Origin of the sequence: Pseudoalteromonas rubra, from assembly GCF_001482385.1 — a bacterium.
Lineage (GTDB): Bacteria > Pseudomonadota > Gammaproteobacteria > Enterobacterales > Alteromonadaceae > Pseudoalteromonas > Pseudoalteromonas ardens.
The window spans coordinates 255,365-271,072 of record NZ_CP013612.1; the positions used below are offsets into that span (position 1 = coordinate 255,365).

The window sequence follows — 15,708 nt, forward strand, 5'->3', positions numbered from 1 at the left end:
GATTGAAAAATGCACATACTCAAATAAGTAGGGTATGAATGACGTTTTGGCAGATTATGGTTGAACTGCTCAAACAGGTAAAGCAACTTAGAGTCAAGTTGCTGTTATTGTTAGTTATTGTGTTTGTGGCACTAGTAGCTATAGTGCCGTTTGTGATCTCCAGTTTAAATGAACGCAATGACCTGAATTCACATATCGATTTAATCAAAAAAATAGCCTGTGAAATCATCTACTATGAAGAAGCTCTGACCATGTCATCGCGGATGTATACCTTTACCGGGGATGAAAAATGGTCACAGCGCTATCTCAATATCGCCAACACGCTCGATAAAACCTTGTTATAAGCCAAGACGTTAGATCCGTGATACCGGGATTGGTATGAGCGAGCGCGAGCTCACCAAAGATAAGATGAATTCAGAAGTTCGTTTGGTTCTGATGGACATTCAGACGCCGGTGATGGGCGACATAGAGGCATTTCAGGTCATCAGAAATCAGTGGCCAAGCGTGCCTGTGATAGCGGTAACCGCCAATGTGTTTGATAGCGATATTTCACACTATGCGGATCTGGGCTTTGACGCCGTTGTGGCCAAACCCATTTCTAAATTGGAATTGACTGATACTATTCTCACCAATTGTGTCTGAAAACAGAGCCGCTGCTTGACAAGCGGCTCTGTTTGTTAATGTCCGAATGGGTCGATATTAGTTTGCCTCAAACTCTACGCGTAGTGTCTGATTGGTACTTAATGCGCGGAAGGTATACTCACTGACAGGGCCAATATCAACACCGTTGATGATGACTTTACTGATGTGCGCACCGGCTGCCGGCGTAAAGTAGAAGGTCTTTCCTTCGTTTGGTGCGATGAGGACGTCGCCATAGGTGTCTCCGTGCGGTGACACTTCACCTAAGTGTTTAACTTTAGTTGCTTGTGCGCGTGTGATCAGTGTCCAGGGGTCATAGTCGGGCTCCTGCGTGCCAGGCGCGCTGCTGGCATACCATTTAGCTTCGAAATATTGTCCGTTGTGGTAAACCTGGTTTCCTTTGTAGTAAATGGTGCCCGCATTGTATGTTGGGCTGGCACCCACGCTTTGTACCGTTACAACTTTACCATCATTGAGTGGCGCGGGGTGTCGCATCCATTCCACAATGTCTTTAAATGGTACAATCCGCACAACAGGCTGGCCGTTTACTTTCAGACTCAGGGCGTACTGAATAAACTCCTCAATTGCTTCCTGGCGTTCACGAAATAGCGTGGCGCGATCGCCATTGTCATAGGCTGATGCATAGATGTCGGCGTGGGCACCAAACATTAATGGGGCCCGATTGCCCTGCAGGCGCAAGTGCAAGTTATGTTTAAGTATCGCCAGCACCTCTTGTTTACTCATGGCGCCACCAACCCACATATTGGTATCAAAGCCCACCATCTTACCGCCCAGTGGCTTTTCAAAGACATTGGATGGCAGTTGCCAGAGCCCGACGAAGTGGCCAACATCTGGTTTGCCAACGCGTTTGGTTGGCGTCCCCTGATTTAATGTATAGGGCCAGGGGTTATTGGTGCCATTATATTGTTGCCCCCAGCCTTCTTCGATGCTGGTGTCATAGACAAACTGGTTGGCTTTTAATACAGAAAATAAAGCGTTATTGTGATTTAGGTACGGCGTTCTGAACCCTGTCATATCGCTAATGGGGATCCCGGGGCCGGCGTTGTCGTTTGGTGCGTCATCTTGCTCATTGGGATCAAAAGGTTTGTTAAGCCAGGTCCGTGTCACGAGGATTTCTTCTTCCCACATTTGCTCTGAAAAGTTCCCCGTATCTGGTCCGCCATCATGATGACTCCAGGTATGATTGCCTATCTCGTGGCCGTCCAGCCAGGCATTGCGCCAGGCACGTTTGATACCCACAGGATCATTGGCAGACGAGTGTATGTAGGCGGCGGTGTTAAAAAAGCTAAAGCGAACTGGCGCCCCATCATAGGTGGCGGCATTATTACTGCCAGAGGCATTTTGCAAGTGACGGGTATAGCTGGTTATCCAGTCCATCCCTTCCTTAGAGCCATTATCATCAAAGCCGATGGACACAAACAAAGGGACCTGAACTGGACGTAGCGCCGCGGGTGGCATCTGGCTCCATGGTTGATTGTCTGAATAGTCATAATTTTGTGTTTCTGCGCTGTGGGCGATGTTTGTATAGGGCAAAGGCGCAGCTTCAATGCTGGCGTTCTGGGCCATTGAGAGGTGAGAAAAAGACAAGCCCGATAAAATGCCAAACGTCAGTGCTGAAAGTGTAAATTTCATGGCGATTTCCTTTTAATGAGTTAACGCTAAGAGTTGTATTTAGTGTACTCAAAAGGGGTATTTTGTGGAGTGGTTTCGCCTTGATTCAGCACTCAGTTTGATGTGCCACAAACTTACAATGAGAAATAATATAATCAAATTAATCATTGATTTAAGTCAATGCGGATGGGGAAGGAGTTGCGTGTTGATTGGCAGCAAAGCCACCGGGTGGTGCACTTTGCTGATGGGTTATTGCGTGTGCTTGTTTAACCGAGCTTGCTTAATTTGGTGATAATATTATTACTCGCTTGTTCAACTAAATCGAGCACCAGCTCAAATCCGTCTCCGCCACCATAATAGGGGTCTGGCACTTCGTCATGCGGCTGCTCACCATAGCGTAAAAACAAGGCAAGTTTGTGTTGGTATTGCCCGGGGCATTTAGCGTGCAGATCGGCCAGGTTTTGCTCATCGGCGCATAGGATCAAATCAAAATACTCAAAGTCCTGTGGCTGAACTTGCCTGGCCCTGATTGATGACAGGTTGTACCCTCGTTTATGCGCAGCTGCTGCACTGCGCCTGTCAGGTGGGTTACCCTGGTGATAGGCAATGGTGCCCGCAGAATCAACCTCAAGATTGACTCTCTGTTGCGTTGCTGTGTGCTTTAATACCGCTTCCATCGTGGGAGAGCGGCAGATATTGCCCATACAGACGACTAATACTCTGGCCGGCTTAGTATCATGAAAGAAATCACTCATAGAAGGGTCCTTTTACAGTTAATTAAGGGCTGCCAGAGCACCACAGCCCCAAGTGTTCTCCATCATATCAGACTTTTATGGCAATACCTGGATGAATCACAGGCTCTCATGCGGGCCAAATACTTCATACAATATCCGTGAGTTATCAACACCCAGCGCAATCAGTTGTTGTTTAATATCAGCCATGAAAGGCGTTGGACCACACAGGTAAAACTCTCCATGTTCAATGGGCAGTGAGGCACTCAGCGGCGCAAGGCGCATACGCCCGGCATGAACTTTTTCACAGATCTGATCATGCTCATTTTCTTCGATCCAGGTATGGGTCGTGAGCATCGACAGCGATTCAGCCGCGCAGGCCAGTTCTGCTTGAAAACTGTGCTGTGCCGGGTTGCGGCACGCATGAAGGAAGTACAGTGGTTGATTAAATGCCTGCTCTGCCAGTGTATGTAACATCGACATCATGGGCGTAATACCAACCCCAGCGCTGATTAATACCTTAGGTACAGGTGTTTGCCTGAGTACAAAGTCCCCCGCAGGCGGCATAACGTCCAGTTCATCACCCTCACGCAAACGATGTAAATAGCCTGAAACCAGGTTATCCCGTTTGACGGAAATGCGGTAAAACTGCGAATTGGAGGTATGCGACAAAGAGTACTGCCGGATCTGCTGATGATTTTCTCCCGGGATATGACATTGAATGGCAAGGAATTGTCCTGCCTGATAGGGCATTACAGGCCGCGCATCGAGGGGTTTTAGGTAAAAACTCTTCACCAGCTCAGATTCGCTGACAATTTTACTGATGCAAAAACGACGTGTGCCTCGCCAGCCACCGTTGAGTTGTTCAGCTTGTCGATAAATGCCTTCTTCCAGGGTAATGAACAAATCGGCCAGGAATGCATAGGCTTCAGCCCAGGCTTGTTCTACCTCTGTTGTAAATTGTTGCGGAAACATCTCACGTAAAGTAGCGAGCAAGTGCTCTCCGACAATGGGGTAGTGATGTGGTTGTATGCTGAGACTGGCATGTTTATGGTTGATCCGGGCAATAGCGTCAGTCAGGACCTCGGGTTGATCCAGGTAGGTCGCATAAGCGGCCAGGGCATTGAAAAGCGCAAACTGCTGTCTGCCTGAACGTTGGTTGCTGAGGTTAAAAATATCGAGTAGCTCAGGATTGTGAGCGAACATACGTTGATAAAAGTGTTCTGTAACCTCAACACCAGCGTTAGCCAGTAAGGGAATAGACTGTTTAACCAGGGTAATTGTTCGTTGAGAAAGCATAAAAACTCCTAATGAATTCACTTCACAGTGAATAGGTATACATACATAAAAATGAGAAAATTAACCGCGACGTCCATCTGCGCGTTTGCGCACCAGCATGGGGCCATAGAAAAAGACAAACAGCGCAAAACCGGCAGACCAAATCAGGGCACTCAGTTGCCAGGCCATATGTGGGCCAATGTGATCACCAAGCAGGCTTCGGAACAGTGCACTGAGTGCAATAAGAAGGAATGCCACTGATATCAGAGGATGCGGTGTTAAAGGGCGGGCCGTATGGCCTAGTGCTACCCGAGACATCATTGCCAGGATCATCATGCCCATACCGCCCACAGTGATCAGATGAAGGGCATCTTTGGCCTGCCAGACACTGCTAAAGTAGGCTGCGCCGAATCCAACCAGGCCTATAGCCATCATCAGATAAGCCAGATACAGGGACCAGAGTAAGGGTACTGTGAATATGCGGTGCTGAAACCACATGACAGCGCGTATGAGGTGTAACAGTCCAGCCAGGATAAGCAGATAACCAGGTACAACAGTGAGCTGAAGAAAATGGTGAGCAAAAAAACCACCAAGACCAGTCAGTGACACTAACATGAGTAGTTTATCGAGCTTTGGTGTACGCTGCTGTTGCTGTAATCCCAAACCGCGAGAGATAAAAAATGGCACGACGCGACCACCCAGTATGCTGATCAGCAATGTAAAACCTAACACAGCCATTTGACTAAGCAGGCCTGCTAGTTCAAAAGCGTGCTGGTCGAGCATCACAATAAACACCAGGTTCAGTGTTGCCAGCAGTGCCAGTACAGGCACAAACAGGTAATTTTTGCTGTTATGTACCTGAAGCACCACCCAACTAAAATGGCAGATGGCAATCAGCCAGAATACACCTTGTAAGATGATCAGCCACAGTAGTGGCTGATCAGCGCTGAATGCGACAATTCTGGCGCTGATCCATATCAGGCAAAGCCCCAGCAAAGGCCAGCCGCTCAGTGTGCTGACGCCCGTCCAGTTCTTCGCTGCTGTAAATAAAAAGCCGATTGCAATGGCGCTGGCAAAACCAAACAGCATTTCATGCGCGTGCCAAAGCGTAGCTGGGAAGGAATTAGACCAGCTAAGATTGCCATTTAGTATGGCAAACCACAGTAGCATAGCGATACAGGCCCACAGGCTGCCAAGTAAAAACAGCGGCCTAAATGCAAGCATAAGCAAAGGGGCATGCTGAAGCTGGTACCATTTTACCGTGTCTGACATTGGCTCTTCGAGGTTAAGCAGGGCCATTAGCGCACCTCCAGTCCAAGGTTGTACTGGCACAAACAGCGTATTACGTAGCTGATTTTAAGCAGGGTTGCGAAAACAATTGTACTGACGTGAGCCGTAATTAGTGCTGACAAAGACAGGTAGTGGTCGAAGGCATAGCTGGCAAGTACTGCAAGTAAAAAACCAGTTAGGCTGAGTATCAGGCACTGGTTGGCATAGGGAAGTGTTTGGCGATAATGTTTCATAGTTACCTTTACATAGCAGAGTGAGTCAAACTGGTTATATAAATGGCATGAAGCGTGCCAGATTTAATTTCTAATTAAAACAATGGGATAGTTTTTTAATGTTTGCCTTGATGGGTCAAAATGACCTATACTGTATGGGTCTATAAAACTTTAATAGGTCATTTTGACTTGGATCAAAGAACGTTATCGCATTTGCTTGGTATCAGTACCGAGTTGGCACGGCAACTTCCCCGCCTGAATGAGGGAGGTATCAGCGTGTTTGGCCACGCTTTGGTGCGCGCAGTACAGGGGGTGGTCACAGCCGATGCCATAGCAGTATTACGCTGCGAGCAGGGGGTTGCTTTTCCGCTTGCATGCTCGGGGCTAGCGCCTGAGGCCATGGGGAGGCGTTTTGTGATCAATGACCACCCCAGGCTGGCGGCCATAGCCAGCGCGACACAGCCTCAGGTATTTGCAGCAGGGTGTGACTTGCCGGACCCTTATGACGGACTTTTACTGGCTACCACCGGGGTTTTGCCCGTACACGCCTGTATGGGCTTTTCGCTTTATCAGGATGAACAGTTACTGGGTATGATCACCTTTGATAGTCTTACCCCCAATGCCTTTGAAGGAGTTGCACTGCCTATGTTAGCGATGTTGCAATCGCTGGTTGCGGCGCATTTTGCAACTGCGCTGAACCTGGCAACTCTCTCTGAGCGGGCCCGACACGGTATGGCGATGCTCAGAGAGATAAGTCATCAGCGCTTTACTATGGTAGGTGAGAGTGAGGTGATGCAAAGGCTTAAGCAGGATATTGATTTGGTCGCTAATTCTGAATTGAGTGTGTTGATCCAGGGGGAAACAGGCACAGGCAAAGAGCTGGTGGCACGGCGTATTCATGAGCACTCATCGCGTTGTCAGGGTCCGTTTGTACAGGTTAACTGCGCCTCTTTAAGTGAAAACTTGGCCGAGAGCGAGTTTTTTGGCCACCGTAAAGGGGCGTTTACCGGTGCAGACAGACACCGCGAAGGTAAGTTTCTGGTTGCCCATGGCGGCACTTTATTTCTTGATGAAATAGGAGAGCTGCCTCTGAGTATGCAAAGTAAATTGTTGCGGGCACTGCAAAGCGGCGAGATTCAACCCGTTGGCACGGACAAGCCCCAGTATGTTGATGTGCGGATCGTTGCTGCAACCAACCGGGATTTGCGTCAGGAAGTCGAGGAAGGCCGCTTTCGGGCCGATTTATATCATCGCCTGAGCGTCTATCCGTTGCAGGTTCCGCCACTTAGAGACAGAGCGCAGGACATCGAGCCCCTGGCAGGATTTTTTATTGAGCAACTGCGCAAAAGGCTGGGTGTACGCCAGTTAGTGCTCTCTGCACGCTTTCTTAAGCAATTAAGAGAACATGATTGGCCCGGCAATGTACGTGAGCTGGAACATGTCCTCAGCCGTGCTGCGTTGAAGGCAAAGCATCTTACCCGGGAGGAGGCTATTGTCGAGGTCGATGTCACGCATAGTGTTCAGTGGCGTGAAAATGGTACAGATGTGCTGGCAGGTGGTCAGAATAAGGACGTTGCATCTGTGCAACTCTCCTCAGCACAAACGCTCAAGGCAGCTACAGAGGCGTTCCAGAAGAATCTGATCAAGGCCCGCTTGCAGGCCAATGCACTTAATTGGGCTGCAACTGCGCGCGAGCTGTCGGTTGACCGGACTAACCTGGTGCGTCTGGCAAAACGTCTGGGAATAGAAACAGTCAAAAAGCTGAATTGATCAGCTACGGGTGTTTTTAAAAATGAAGTAACGAAATAAGGACTGTTATTCGCAATGAAAATTGTTCTTACTAAGTTTATAAGTTGTTTATTTTAAAAGAATATATTAAGTAATTTATTAGTTTTAATCGGTCTTGCTAAGTTGTGATTTTGTTCTAATTTTATAAGGCGTCTAACTATTCCTTATTGAGGGGGCCCTATGCAGGGTAGCAAGCAAGTAATAGCAGCACTAAATCAGGTTTTAACACTCGAGCTGACATCTATTAACCAGTACTTTTTGCACGCACGCATGTGGAAAAACTGGGGCATTGAAGAGCTCAATGAGAAAGCCTATAAAAAATCCATCAAAGACATGAAGCAGGCCGATGATTTAATAGAGCGGATCTTGTTCCTGGAGGGCCTGCCAAACCTTCAACACCTGGAAAAGCTCCGCATTGGTGAGCATACCGAAGAAATGCTCAGCTGTGACATGGCGTTTGAAATGGAACAGCTTCCGGTGTTACGCAGTGCCATTGAGTTGTGTGAAAAAGAGCAGGACTATGTCAGTCGCGAGTTGCTCGAAGATATCCTGGAATATGAGGAAGATTATGTTGACTGGCTGGAAACTCAGCAATTCCTCATCAAAAACTGCGGCATAGAAAACTATCTGCAATCGCAAATTGAGGAGTAAGACATGCAAGGTTCTCAAAAAGTAATTGATTTACTCAACAAACAGCTGACCCTGGAGTTGTCGTCAATGGACCAATATCTGGCTCATTCCAAAATGTATGAAGACTGGGGCCTGTCCAAGTTGCACCATAAGCTGGCACATGAATACGAAGAAGAGTTGGATCATGCAAAGCGGATTACTGAACGCATTTTATTCCTTGAAGGCACACCCGATACCGCTTCAAGGGCACCGATCAAAGTCGGTGAAAACGTCCAGGAAATGCTGGAAAACGATCTGGCCGCAGAGATTACCGTTAAAGATCACCTGAAAAAGGTGATTGCGGTGTGTGAAGAAGAGCAGGATTATGTGTCTCGCGAGATGCTTGAAGCGCTGCTTGATGACACGGAAATGGATCATATTTACTGGCTGGAACAACACATTGGCCTGATTAAACTTGTGGGTTTACCTAACTATATTCAAAGCCAGATGTCAGGTGGGGATCCTACCTGAGCATAAGGTTACAACGCTATCTATAAGGAGGCTTTGCCTCCTTTTTTCATGCCCATTTAAACTCAGTCATGGGCTTGCCAAACGGCGGATTCGCAGGGATACTTGCCGCCATGACAACAGGTGGCATAGCGCCCCGAAACGGAGAAGTAAATTGGAGAGACAGGTCGCCTGCCTGATTGAGGCATGTAAACAGCTGGGGATGAGATACGAATGCATCGATAACGAACAAAATCTGGTTAGGGTGTACTTTAATCATGGCGCCGAGTACTTTGAACTAAATAAAACCCCGTTTAACTCCGAATCCATCTACGGTATATGCAGGGATAAAATGCACTCTTATCAGGCGTTTAATCAAGTTGTCGCTATGCCTGAAACACTTTCATTTCTCGATCCAAATGTGCCGGATGAGTACAAGCACTATCTGCAATATCAAACCATGGATGAGATTGTTGTGGCCGTCGAGCGCCAGTTTGGTTACCCGGTGGTGGTGAAAAGTAACAGTGGTGCACTGGGGGTGAATGTCCATTTGTGTCGCGATCAGGCATCACTTATTGCCGCCTTTACTGAGATATTTAATGGTCAGTCAAAGCACTATGATTACCTTGCGTTGGCGCAGGCATATGTCGAAAACAAGGCCGAATATCGTCTGGTTTGCGGTTTTGGTGAACCTTTACTGGCATATAAAAGAGGGATGGCACAGACGTTTAATGTGCGCTATTGGGAAAAGAATGAAGTGGCCACGCTTGAGCAAGACGAGGCATTGATCACCGCCTTGTTCGAGTTTGTTAAGCCTGTGTTTGAATTGGCAAATATCGGGTTTGTTGGTTTTGATATTATTCTCGGGCAGGATGACCAATTTTATCTGATTGAGCTAAACTCCTCTCCTAAATTCAATCACTTGATTATAGATAATCCAGAACTTGGCCCCTCGGCGGTCGCCAGCATGTACAAAAACATGTTGCTGAAGCTAAATAATCGCGTCACTTAAGGCTAAACTGTTGGTAATCCTGCTAACGTGCCGAGCTGATTGATGAAATGGTTAAAGGACATAGACAGCAGTTTTGACAAGCTGCTGACCGATTGTTATCAAAGACGAGAAATGGAGATGGAACTCCATGTGAACAAGCTGCGTTTTTATGGCCTGATTGCCTTGTTTGTTACAGAGCTGATAATTGGTTTATACAGTATTGGCTGGGACACAACGTTGGTGGTAGTCGACTTAGTCACCATTGCGGTGGTGATCTGCTGGTGTGCCTTGGTGGTGCACTGGGCCAGTTCTGAAGGATATAAACCCTGGCTAAAATATGTGTCTATTCTGTTTGATTACGCGATCATTCTCGTCGTTTCTCTCGAGGTCGAGTCTTTAGACGTTTTTAAGCATTTTTTGCAGGATCTGCACCAGACCGAATTCGAACTAATGCTGGTGAGCGTACTGTTACTATTCAATATTATGAGTGCGTTTCGTCAGGGTAAGTTGATTATCTACTATTCTACTTTGTGCTGTGTTGTCACAGGAACCTTGGTGCTGGAGCACAGTCACACTGCCAGAGCGATTGAGATCCATGAGCAAGTAATCATGATCTGTTCCGGGTTTCTTGCGTGGTCTCTGTCCAGTTATATCACCGGAACTTATACCAAATTACGCCATCGTGAGCGGTTACTGCGTTATTTGCCTGAGCAATTGGTTAAAGCTGTTGAACGCGGTGATATAGACATCGAACCTGGCGGAGAGAAGCGTAATGTCACTGTATTGATGGCCGATATTCGGGGCTTCACTCGGCTGTGCGAACAGCATGACCCGGAAGTGATAACACGACTGCTTAATCGTTATTTTTCCCGAATGAGCAGTGTGATTTTTATTCATCGAGGCATGATAGATAAGTTCATTGGCGACGCCATTATGGCCGTGTTCGGTACACCTCAGGAAGAAGCGAACAATGCCAAAAATGCCATTGAGGCCGCTAGGGAAATGCTGCAGGCTCTGGCGCTGCTAAATCAAGAGTTTATTGCAGAAGGACTACCCGCCATTAAAATTGGAATTGGTATACATAGTGGCGTTGCCATAGCGGGTAATGTCGGGAGCAGCAGTTGTATGGACTACACTGTGATTGGCGATACCGTGAATGTCGCTGCACGCATTGAGAGTAAAACCAAAGAGTTGAAGCATCCACTGCTTATCAGCGAGCAAAGTGTAAAGCAGTCGCAGCTAACGCAACTCAAACGGGTTGCTGAAGTCGAGCTCAGTGGACGCAGTCAGCCGATAGAGGTATACCATTATCCCGACTAAAAAGATTGATAAGGTGTTGCACTAAGCAATCTTTTTGAAATAGTCTAACTTTAAATAATCAGTTACTTAATGCGTTAATTTATATGGAACGTATACTGTTAGTCATTTTACTTTGCACCTTATCTGTCAGTACTTTTGTAAACGCGGATGATCGGCCGGTTCTGCGTATTTACCATGATTCTGACTACAGTAGCCATAACGCCTCAGCAGAGGCCATAAAGATGGGCTTCAATAGCGCACTCAGGGAACGTAATTTTGAGGTTCAGGGGTTTAAGCTGCAGTTGCTTGAAAAAGACCACCGTGGTAACAGTAATCGCAGTTTATTGACTATGCGGCGTTTTTTGCAGGATGACAGTGCATTATTGGTACTTGGTGGCTTGCATTCACCTCCCTATATAAAGCATCGTGAATTCATTAACCAGCAGGGTATTTTGCTGTTGGTCCCCTGGGCTGCAGGCGGGCCGATAACACGTTATCCGCACGCCAGTAACTGGGTGTTTAGATTGTCGATTGACGACACCAAAGCCGGAGTGAGGCTGGTAGAGTTTGCTAAGCAAAAGCAGTGTCGTTCATCACATATGTTGCTGGAGCGTACGCCATGGGGGAAGTCAAATTATCAGACCATATCCCGTACCTTAGGACAACCGGAAGCCCCCGTGACTTGGTTTAACTGGAACATGAAAATGAATGCCACCAAGATCATGTTGCGAGAGATTGTTGCAGCAGGTCATGACTGTGTGATTTTTGTGGGTAACGCGCTGGAAGGCAAGCAGTTGGTTAAAGCCATTGTGCAAATACCGCAAGCGCAGCGCCCGGCCATAATCAGCCATTGGGGCATAACAGGCGGTAACTTTTTTGCGCAGGTAGCTGATGAGTTGCGCGCGGGTACTGACTTACACTTTTTGCAAAGTTGTTTCTCTTTCCAGCAAAAATTACACTCTGAGTTTGCCGCTAAGGTCTGGAAGCAGTTAGTGGCTTCATATCCCGACAAAGTGATCAATGGTGAGTTTATTCAGTCACCCGCCGGGTTCATTCATGGCTATGATTTAGGCCGGGTGATGCTTAGCGCGCTTGATCAAATTGCCTTAAGTGGTGATGTCAAAAAAGACAGAGCGGCGTTGCGTGATGCGCTGGAGAACTTGACGAAGCCAGTCCAGGGTCTGATTAAAGTGTACAAACAGCCTTTTTCTCCCTGGACAAAGTCACAGCCTGATGCGCATGAAGCATTGGGCCTCGATGATATCTGTATGGCCAGTTATAACGCTGACGGCAGTATCAAGGTACAAAACAATCAATGAATAATAATGCCGTGAAGTCGCTATTTAAAATGAGCTCTGACAAAGCATTCTATGCATTTTTATTGTGCAGTCTGGTTTTGTCTGTGTCTTTAAGTCTGGTTATGCTCAGTAACCATGCTGATACTGCCATTAGAAAGGTGCAAACTGAGGTCCGTCAGACCGAAGCTCGGTTAGGAGTCAGTAATCTGGGACAGTTTTTACGCACCCGCCTGGTACTTCTTAAAGATCTTGCACAATACCCTATTCTTGCCAATGGCGTTATGGGGTCAGACATTTCGCGTGCTTCTTTGTCTGACTTTCTGGCTGAGTATCGTATCCTGGGAAAAAGGGAGCCGATCTCTTTGTACAATGTCCTTGGCGAGCCCGTGTATCGTAGCAGTCAGGTATTAGATCCTGAGAAAGAAGAGCGTGAATGGCTGGAGCAGTTACTTGATGGTCGACTGTCTCACGCCGTGATTTTGCATCGTAATGAGCAGTTATTTAGTTTTGTTATTGCTGTGCCCATTGAATATAACGGATTCACGGAGGGCGTACTGGTTGCTGAGTTTGATACGGATCTGGCCAATCTTCTGGCGCTGGATCTGAGCAGTCAAGCTCTGGCGGTTGAGTTGTCCGGGCAATGGGTTGGATACAGTAATGCAGCGCCCGGTTCTGAATACGTTGAGCTGCACAATGCACAAATACAGGGCACGGACATTCATGTCAGTCTGATGATCAGTCAGTCAACCATAGATGATAGCGTCTCTGATTTTATCGTAGAGCTCGGTCAAGCCATTTTTATTGGTTTGTCCCTGTCTTTTCTGCTGTTACTATTTTTTGGTCGTCAGTTACTTCTTAATCCGTTTAAGCGACTTCAGACGTCAGAGCAAAAGATTAAGAAAAGTGAAGAGCGCTTTAAGTTAGCAATTGAAGGCAGCCACGATGGGATTTGGGACTGGGACATTGAAAGTGGCGATGTATTTTATTCACCGCGTTACAGAGAGCTATTGGGTTACAGCGCCTCTGACCATACTGGCTTTCCAGATCGTTTTGAAGTACTTGAGCAACACTTACACCCAAAAGACAGAAGCATCACATTTTCTGCATTGCAAGAGCATTTGAATGGCAATGGCGGCTTTGATGTGGAGTTTCGTTTGCGGACTAAACAAAACGATTACCGTTATTTTCGCTCTAAGGGGCTGGCACTGAGAAATGACTCAGGAAAAGCCATTCGTATGTCTGGTTCTTTGACCGATATCACAGATCAGAAAATGTACCAGGAGGCATTAAGTCAGGCAAAAGAGCACAATGACCTGCTCGCCTATGCCATAGAGTCCTGCGATGTGGGCATTATTATTTCGGATGCGAAAGTACAGGGTCTACCACTAGCCTTCATCAATAGCGCGTTTACCTCTATTACTGGTTATGGCGAAGACGTACTAGGCACCAACTGCAAGTTCTTGCAAGGTCAAGAAACGGCACCTGAAGCGGTAGCCAACATGATTGAGGCGATTAAAGAGCGCAGAGCACATCGCACCGTTATTCTTAATTACACTAAGCAGGGTAAGCCATTTTGGAACAATTTGCACATTGCTCCGGTGAGCAATGATCAGGGAGAGTTGTTGGCTTATGTGGGGATTATTCAGGATATTTCTGAGGAAATTGCACAGGAAAGGGCACTTGCAGAGGCTAAAAGTCAGGCAGAGCAGGCTAGTCGGGCAAAAAGTGAGTTTCTTGCCTCTATGAGCCATGAGATCCGTACCCCAATGAATGGGGTGTTGGGTATGCTCAATTTACTACTAAGCAATGAGCTCGACGAACAACAAACACACAGAGTAAAACTTGCTATGAGCAGTGCCAATTCACTGCTTAACCTGATCAACGACATACTTGATTTTTCAAAAGTAGATGCGGGTAAGCTTGAACTGGAAATGCTCGACTTTGATTTGCGAGGTATGTTTGAAGACTTCGCCGAAGCCGCAGCGTTACAGGCCCAGTGTAAAGGGCTTGAACTTGTGCTGGACACGTTAGATATCGAAGAAAGCATGGCCAAAGGCGATCCGAGCCGGATCCGCCAGATCCTTGCTAACCTGGTTGGTAATGCCATTAAATTTACTGAGCAGGGCGAAGTCATCATTCAGGGGAAACTGATTGAGCAGGATAATAATGTGCTGCGCCTCGAGTGCGCTATTACGGATACTGGCATAGGGATCCCTAAAGCAAAAAGCGCGGCCTTGTTCGATTCATTTTCTCAGGTTGATTCGTCCACGACGAGAAAGTACGGTGGAACGGGGCTCGGACTTGCGATTGTCAGAAAACTGTGTCAGCTGATGGGCGGTGATGTGTCGGTTCAGAGCATCGAAGGCGAAGGCAGTACCTTTACTTTTATGGTACTGCTGGAGAAAAGTGCTCAGTCAAAACAGGTGCTTCCAGACTTGGACATGTCCCAGCTAGAGTTACTGGTTGTGGATGATAACCAGACCAACCGCACCGTATTGGGTCAGCAGCTCAGGCACTGGGGCGCCCAGGTATTTGAGTCCTCTTCAGGAATAGCCGCGTTAGCTGAATGCGAAAAACGCCATCATGATGGTGAGCGTCGAATGTTTGATATTGCATTACTGGATATGCAGATGCCCAATATGGACGGTGCGCAATTGGGCAAAACCATAAAAGAAGATAAACGCTTCCAGGGTATCAAACTCATAATGATGACGTCGATAGGTCATCAGGGAGATGCATCCTTTTTTGCTGATTTGGGCTTTTCTGGATATTTCCCTAAGCCAGCGACAACCGAAGACCTGTTTAATGCGCTGTCAGTGGTTGCTGATGATGGTGAGGCGCTCGCTAATGCTAAGCCTTTGGTTACAACGCATTATCTAAAAAGCATGAAAGATCCGCATCAGGATACTACACCGGTAAAATGGGCACCAAAGCCACGCATCTTGTTAGCAGAAGACAATCAGGTTAACCAAATTGTGACGGTAAGCATGTTGCAAAAGCTTGACATTGAATCTGTCGATGTTGTTAGTGATGGTAATGAGGTGTTGCGTAATCTAAGAGAATACCAATACTCAGAGGGGTATTCGCTGGTTTTGATGGACTGTCAGATGCCTGAAATGGACGGCTTTCATGCCACCAAAGCCATTCGCAAAGGACAGGCGGGTAAGTCAAACACAGACATTACCATAGTGGCGCTCACTGCCAATGCGATGGTGGGTGATGAGAAGAAGTGCCTCGAAGCCGGTATGAATGATTATTTAAGTAAACCTGTATCAATAGAGGCTTTACTGACTTGTCTGAAAAAGCACCTCGACTATGAACATATCGTGGTAGAAGAATAATGTAATAGCCTCCTGTCAATATACTTACGTAGCATGCGTGGTGATTTGACTCTTGTTAAGTTACCTGAATAGTATACGGCTTGGGATCATTGG

Annotated in this window: 14 protein-coding genes; 9 read left to right on the forward strand and 5 right to left on the reverse strand. The window is 47.0% G+C overall.

Annotation, left to right across the window (positions count from 1 at the left end):
* Nucleotides 1-38: 38 nt before the first annotated feature.
* Together AT705_RS20495 and AT705_RS20500 are read left to right on the forward strand one after the other, a co-directional pair.
* Entirely contained in the window at nucleotides 39-344 is a 306-nt protein-coding gene (locus AT705_RS20495; protein ID WP_058798230.1) for a hypothetical protein, read from the forward strand.
* A 34-nt stretch (nucleotides 345-378) separates the two neighbouring features.
* The gene (locus AT705_RS20500; RefSeq protein WP_058798231.1) at nucleotides 379-642 is read left to right on the forward strand and encodes a response regulator; all 264 of its coding nucleotides are present in this window, start codon (nucleotides 379-381) and stop codon (nucleotides 640-642) included.
* Nucleotides 643-699: 57 nt separating this feature from the next.
* On the opposite strand, the gene AT705_RS20505 is transcribed toward AT705_RS20500, so the two are convergent.
* The 5 genes from AT705_RS20505 to AT705_RS20525 all read right to left on the reverse strand — a co-directional run bounded on the left by AT705_RS20505 (nucleotide 700) and on the right by AT705_RS20525 (nucleotide 5,803).
* Nucleotides 700-2,292 (reverse strand): hypothetical protein, encoded by a 1,593-nt coding sequence (locus tag AT705_RS20505; RefSeq protein WP_058798232.1) that lies wholly within the window; start codon nucleotides 2,290-2,292, stop codon nucleotides 700-702.
* A 245-nt stretch (nucleotides 2,293-2,537) separates the two neighbouring features.
* Nucleotides 2,538-3,026, reverse strand: coding sequence for a low molecular weight protein-tyrosine-phosphatase (locus tag AT705_RS20510; RefSeq protein WP_058798233.1), 489 nt, complete (start codon nucleotides 3,024-3,026; stop codon nucleotides 2,538-2,540).
* 96 nt (nucleotides 3,027-3,122) lie between these two features.
* Entirely contained in the window at nucleotides 3,123-4,301 is a 1,179-nt protein-coding gene (hmpA, locus tag AT705_RS20515) for an NO-inducible flavohemoprotein (protein ID WP_058798234.1), read from the reverse strand.
* A 60-nt stretch (nucleotides 4,302-4,361) separates the two neighbouring features.
* Nucleotides 4,362-5,579 carry an NnrS family protein gene (locus AT705_RS20520; RefSeq protein ID WP_058798235.1) on the reverse strand — a complete coding sequence of 406 codons (1,218 nt, stop codon included), beginning with the start codon at nucleotides 5,577-5,579 and terminating at the stop codon, nucleotides 4,362-4,364.
* Nucleotides 5,579-5,803: a hypothetical protein gene (locus AT705_RS20525; protein WP_058798236.1), complete on the reverse strand. Its 225-nt coding sequence runs from the start codon at nucleotides 5,801-5,803 to the stop codon at nucleotides 5,579-5,581. Before AT705_RS20525 ends, AT705_RS20520 begins: the two co-directional genes overlap by 1 nt.
* A 168-nt stretch (nucleotides 5,804-5,971) precedes the next feature.
* Here AT705_RS20525 and norR point away from each other — a divergent pair, with 168 nt between their 5' ends.
* The 7 genes from norR to AT705_RS20565 all read left to right on the forward strand — a co-directional run bounded on the left by norR (nucleotide 5,972) and on the right by AT705_RS20565 (nucleotide 15,615).
* A complete protein-coding gene (gene norR / locus AT705_RS20530) occupies nucleotides 5,972-7,552 on the forward strand; it encodes a nitric oxide reductase transcriptional regulator NorR (RefSeq protein WP_167552014.1) in 1,581 nt (526 codons plus the stop codon).
* A gap of 198 nt (nucleotides 7,553-7,750) precedes the next feature.
* Complete coding sequence (gene bfr, locus AT705_RS20535) at nucleotides 7,751-8,221, forward strand: bacterioferritin (RefSeq protein ID WP_010380638.1); 471 nt, start codon at nucleotides 7,751-7,753, stop codon at nucleotides 8,219-8,221.
* Nucleotides 8,222-8,224: 3 nt separating this feature from the next.
* Nucleotides 8,225-8,710: a bacterioferritin gene (gene bfr, locus AT705_RS20540; RefSeq protein ID WP_058798238.1), complete on the forward strand. Its 486-nt coding sequence runs from the start codon at nucleotides 8,225-8,227 to the stop codon at nucleotides 8,708-8,710.
* A 151-nt stretch (nucleotides 8,711-8,861) separates the two neighbouring features.
* Nucleotides 8,862-9,698 (forward strand): ATP-grasp domain-containing protein, encoded by an 837-nt coding sequence (locus tag AT705_RS20550; protein ID WP_082669097.1) that lies wholly within the window; start codon nucleotides 8,862-8,864, stop codon nucleotides 9,696-9,698.
* Nucleotides 9,699-9,740: 42 nt separating this feature from the next.
* On the forward strand, nucleotides 9,741-10,997 hold the full coding sequence (locus tag AT705_RS20555; protein WP_058798241.1) for an adenylate/guanylate cyclase domain-containing protein: 1,257 nt from the start codon (nucleotides 9,741-9,743) through the stop codon (nucleotides 10,995-10,997).
* A gap of 83 nt (nucleotides 10,998-11,080) precedes the next feature.
* Nucleotides 11,081-12,295: an ABC transporter substrate-binding protein gene (locus tag AT705_RS20560; protein WP_058798242.1), complete on the forward strand. Its 1,215-nt coding sequence runs from the start codon at nucleotides 11,081-11,083 to the stop codon at nucleotides 12,293-12,295.
* Entirely contained in the window at nucleotides 12,292-15,615 is a 3,324-nt protein-coding gene (locus AT705_RS20565) for a response regulator (RefSeq protein ID WP_058798243.1), read from the forward strand. Before AT705_RS20560 ends, AT705_RS20565 begins: the two co-directional genes overlap by 4 nt.
* Nucleotides 15,616-15,708: the final 93 nt, after the last annotated feature.

Coding starts and splice junctions, on each gene's coding strand:
- AT705_RS20560 (WP_058798242.1), top strand. CDS start 11,081: ATGGAACGTATACTGTTAGTCATTTTACTTTGCACCTTATCTGTCAGT.
- hmpA (WP_058798234.1), bottom strand. CDS start 4,301: ATGCTTTCTCAACGAACAATTACCCTGGTTAAACAGTCTATTCCCTTA.
- AT705_RS20520 (WP_058798235.1), bottom strand. CDS start 5,579: ATGGCCCTGCTTAACCTCGAAGAGCCAATGTCAGACACGGTAAAATGG.
- bfr (WP_010380638.1), top strand. CDS start 7,751: ATGCAGGGTAGCAAGCAAGTAATAGCAGCACTAAATCAGGTTTTAACA.
- AT705_RS20555 (WP_058798241.1), top strand. CDS start 9,741: ATGAAATGGTTAAAGGACATAGACAGCAGTTTTGACAAGCTGCTGACC.
- AT705_RS20565 (WP_058798243.1), top strand. CDS start 12,292: ATGAATAATAATGCCGTGAAGTCGCTATTTAAAATGAGCTCTGACAAA.
- AT705_RS20500 (WP_058798231.1), top strand. CDS start 379: ATGAGCGAGCGCGAGCTCACCAAAGATAAGATGAATTCAGAAGTTCGT.
- AT705_RS20525 (WP_058798236.1), bottom strand. CDS start 5,803: ATGAAACATTATCGCCAAACACTTCCCTATGCCAACCAGTGCCTGATA.
- AT705_RS20510 (WP_058798233.1), bottom strand. CDS start 3,026: ATGAGTGATTTCTTTCATGATACTAAGCCGGCCAGAGTATTAGTCGTC.
- AT705_RS20495 (WP_058798230.1), top strand. CDS start 39: ATGACGTTTTGGCAGATTATGGTTGAACTGCTCAAACAGGTAAAGCAA.
- AT705_RS20505 (WP_058798232.1), bottom strand. CDS start 2,292: ATGAAATTTACACTTTCAGCACTGACGTTTGGCATTTTATCGGGCTTG.
- bfr (WP_058798238.1), top strand. CDS start 8,225: ATGCAAGGTTCTCAAAAAGTAATTGATTTACTCAACAAACAGCTGACC.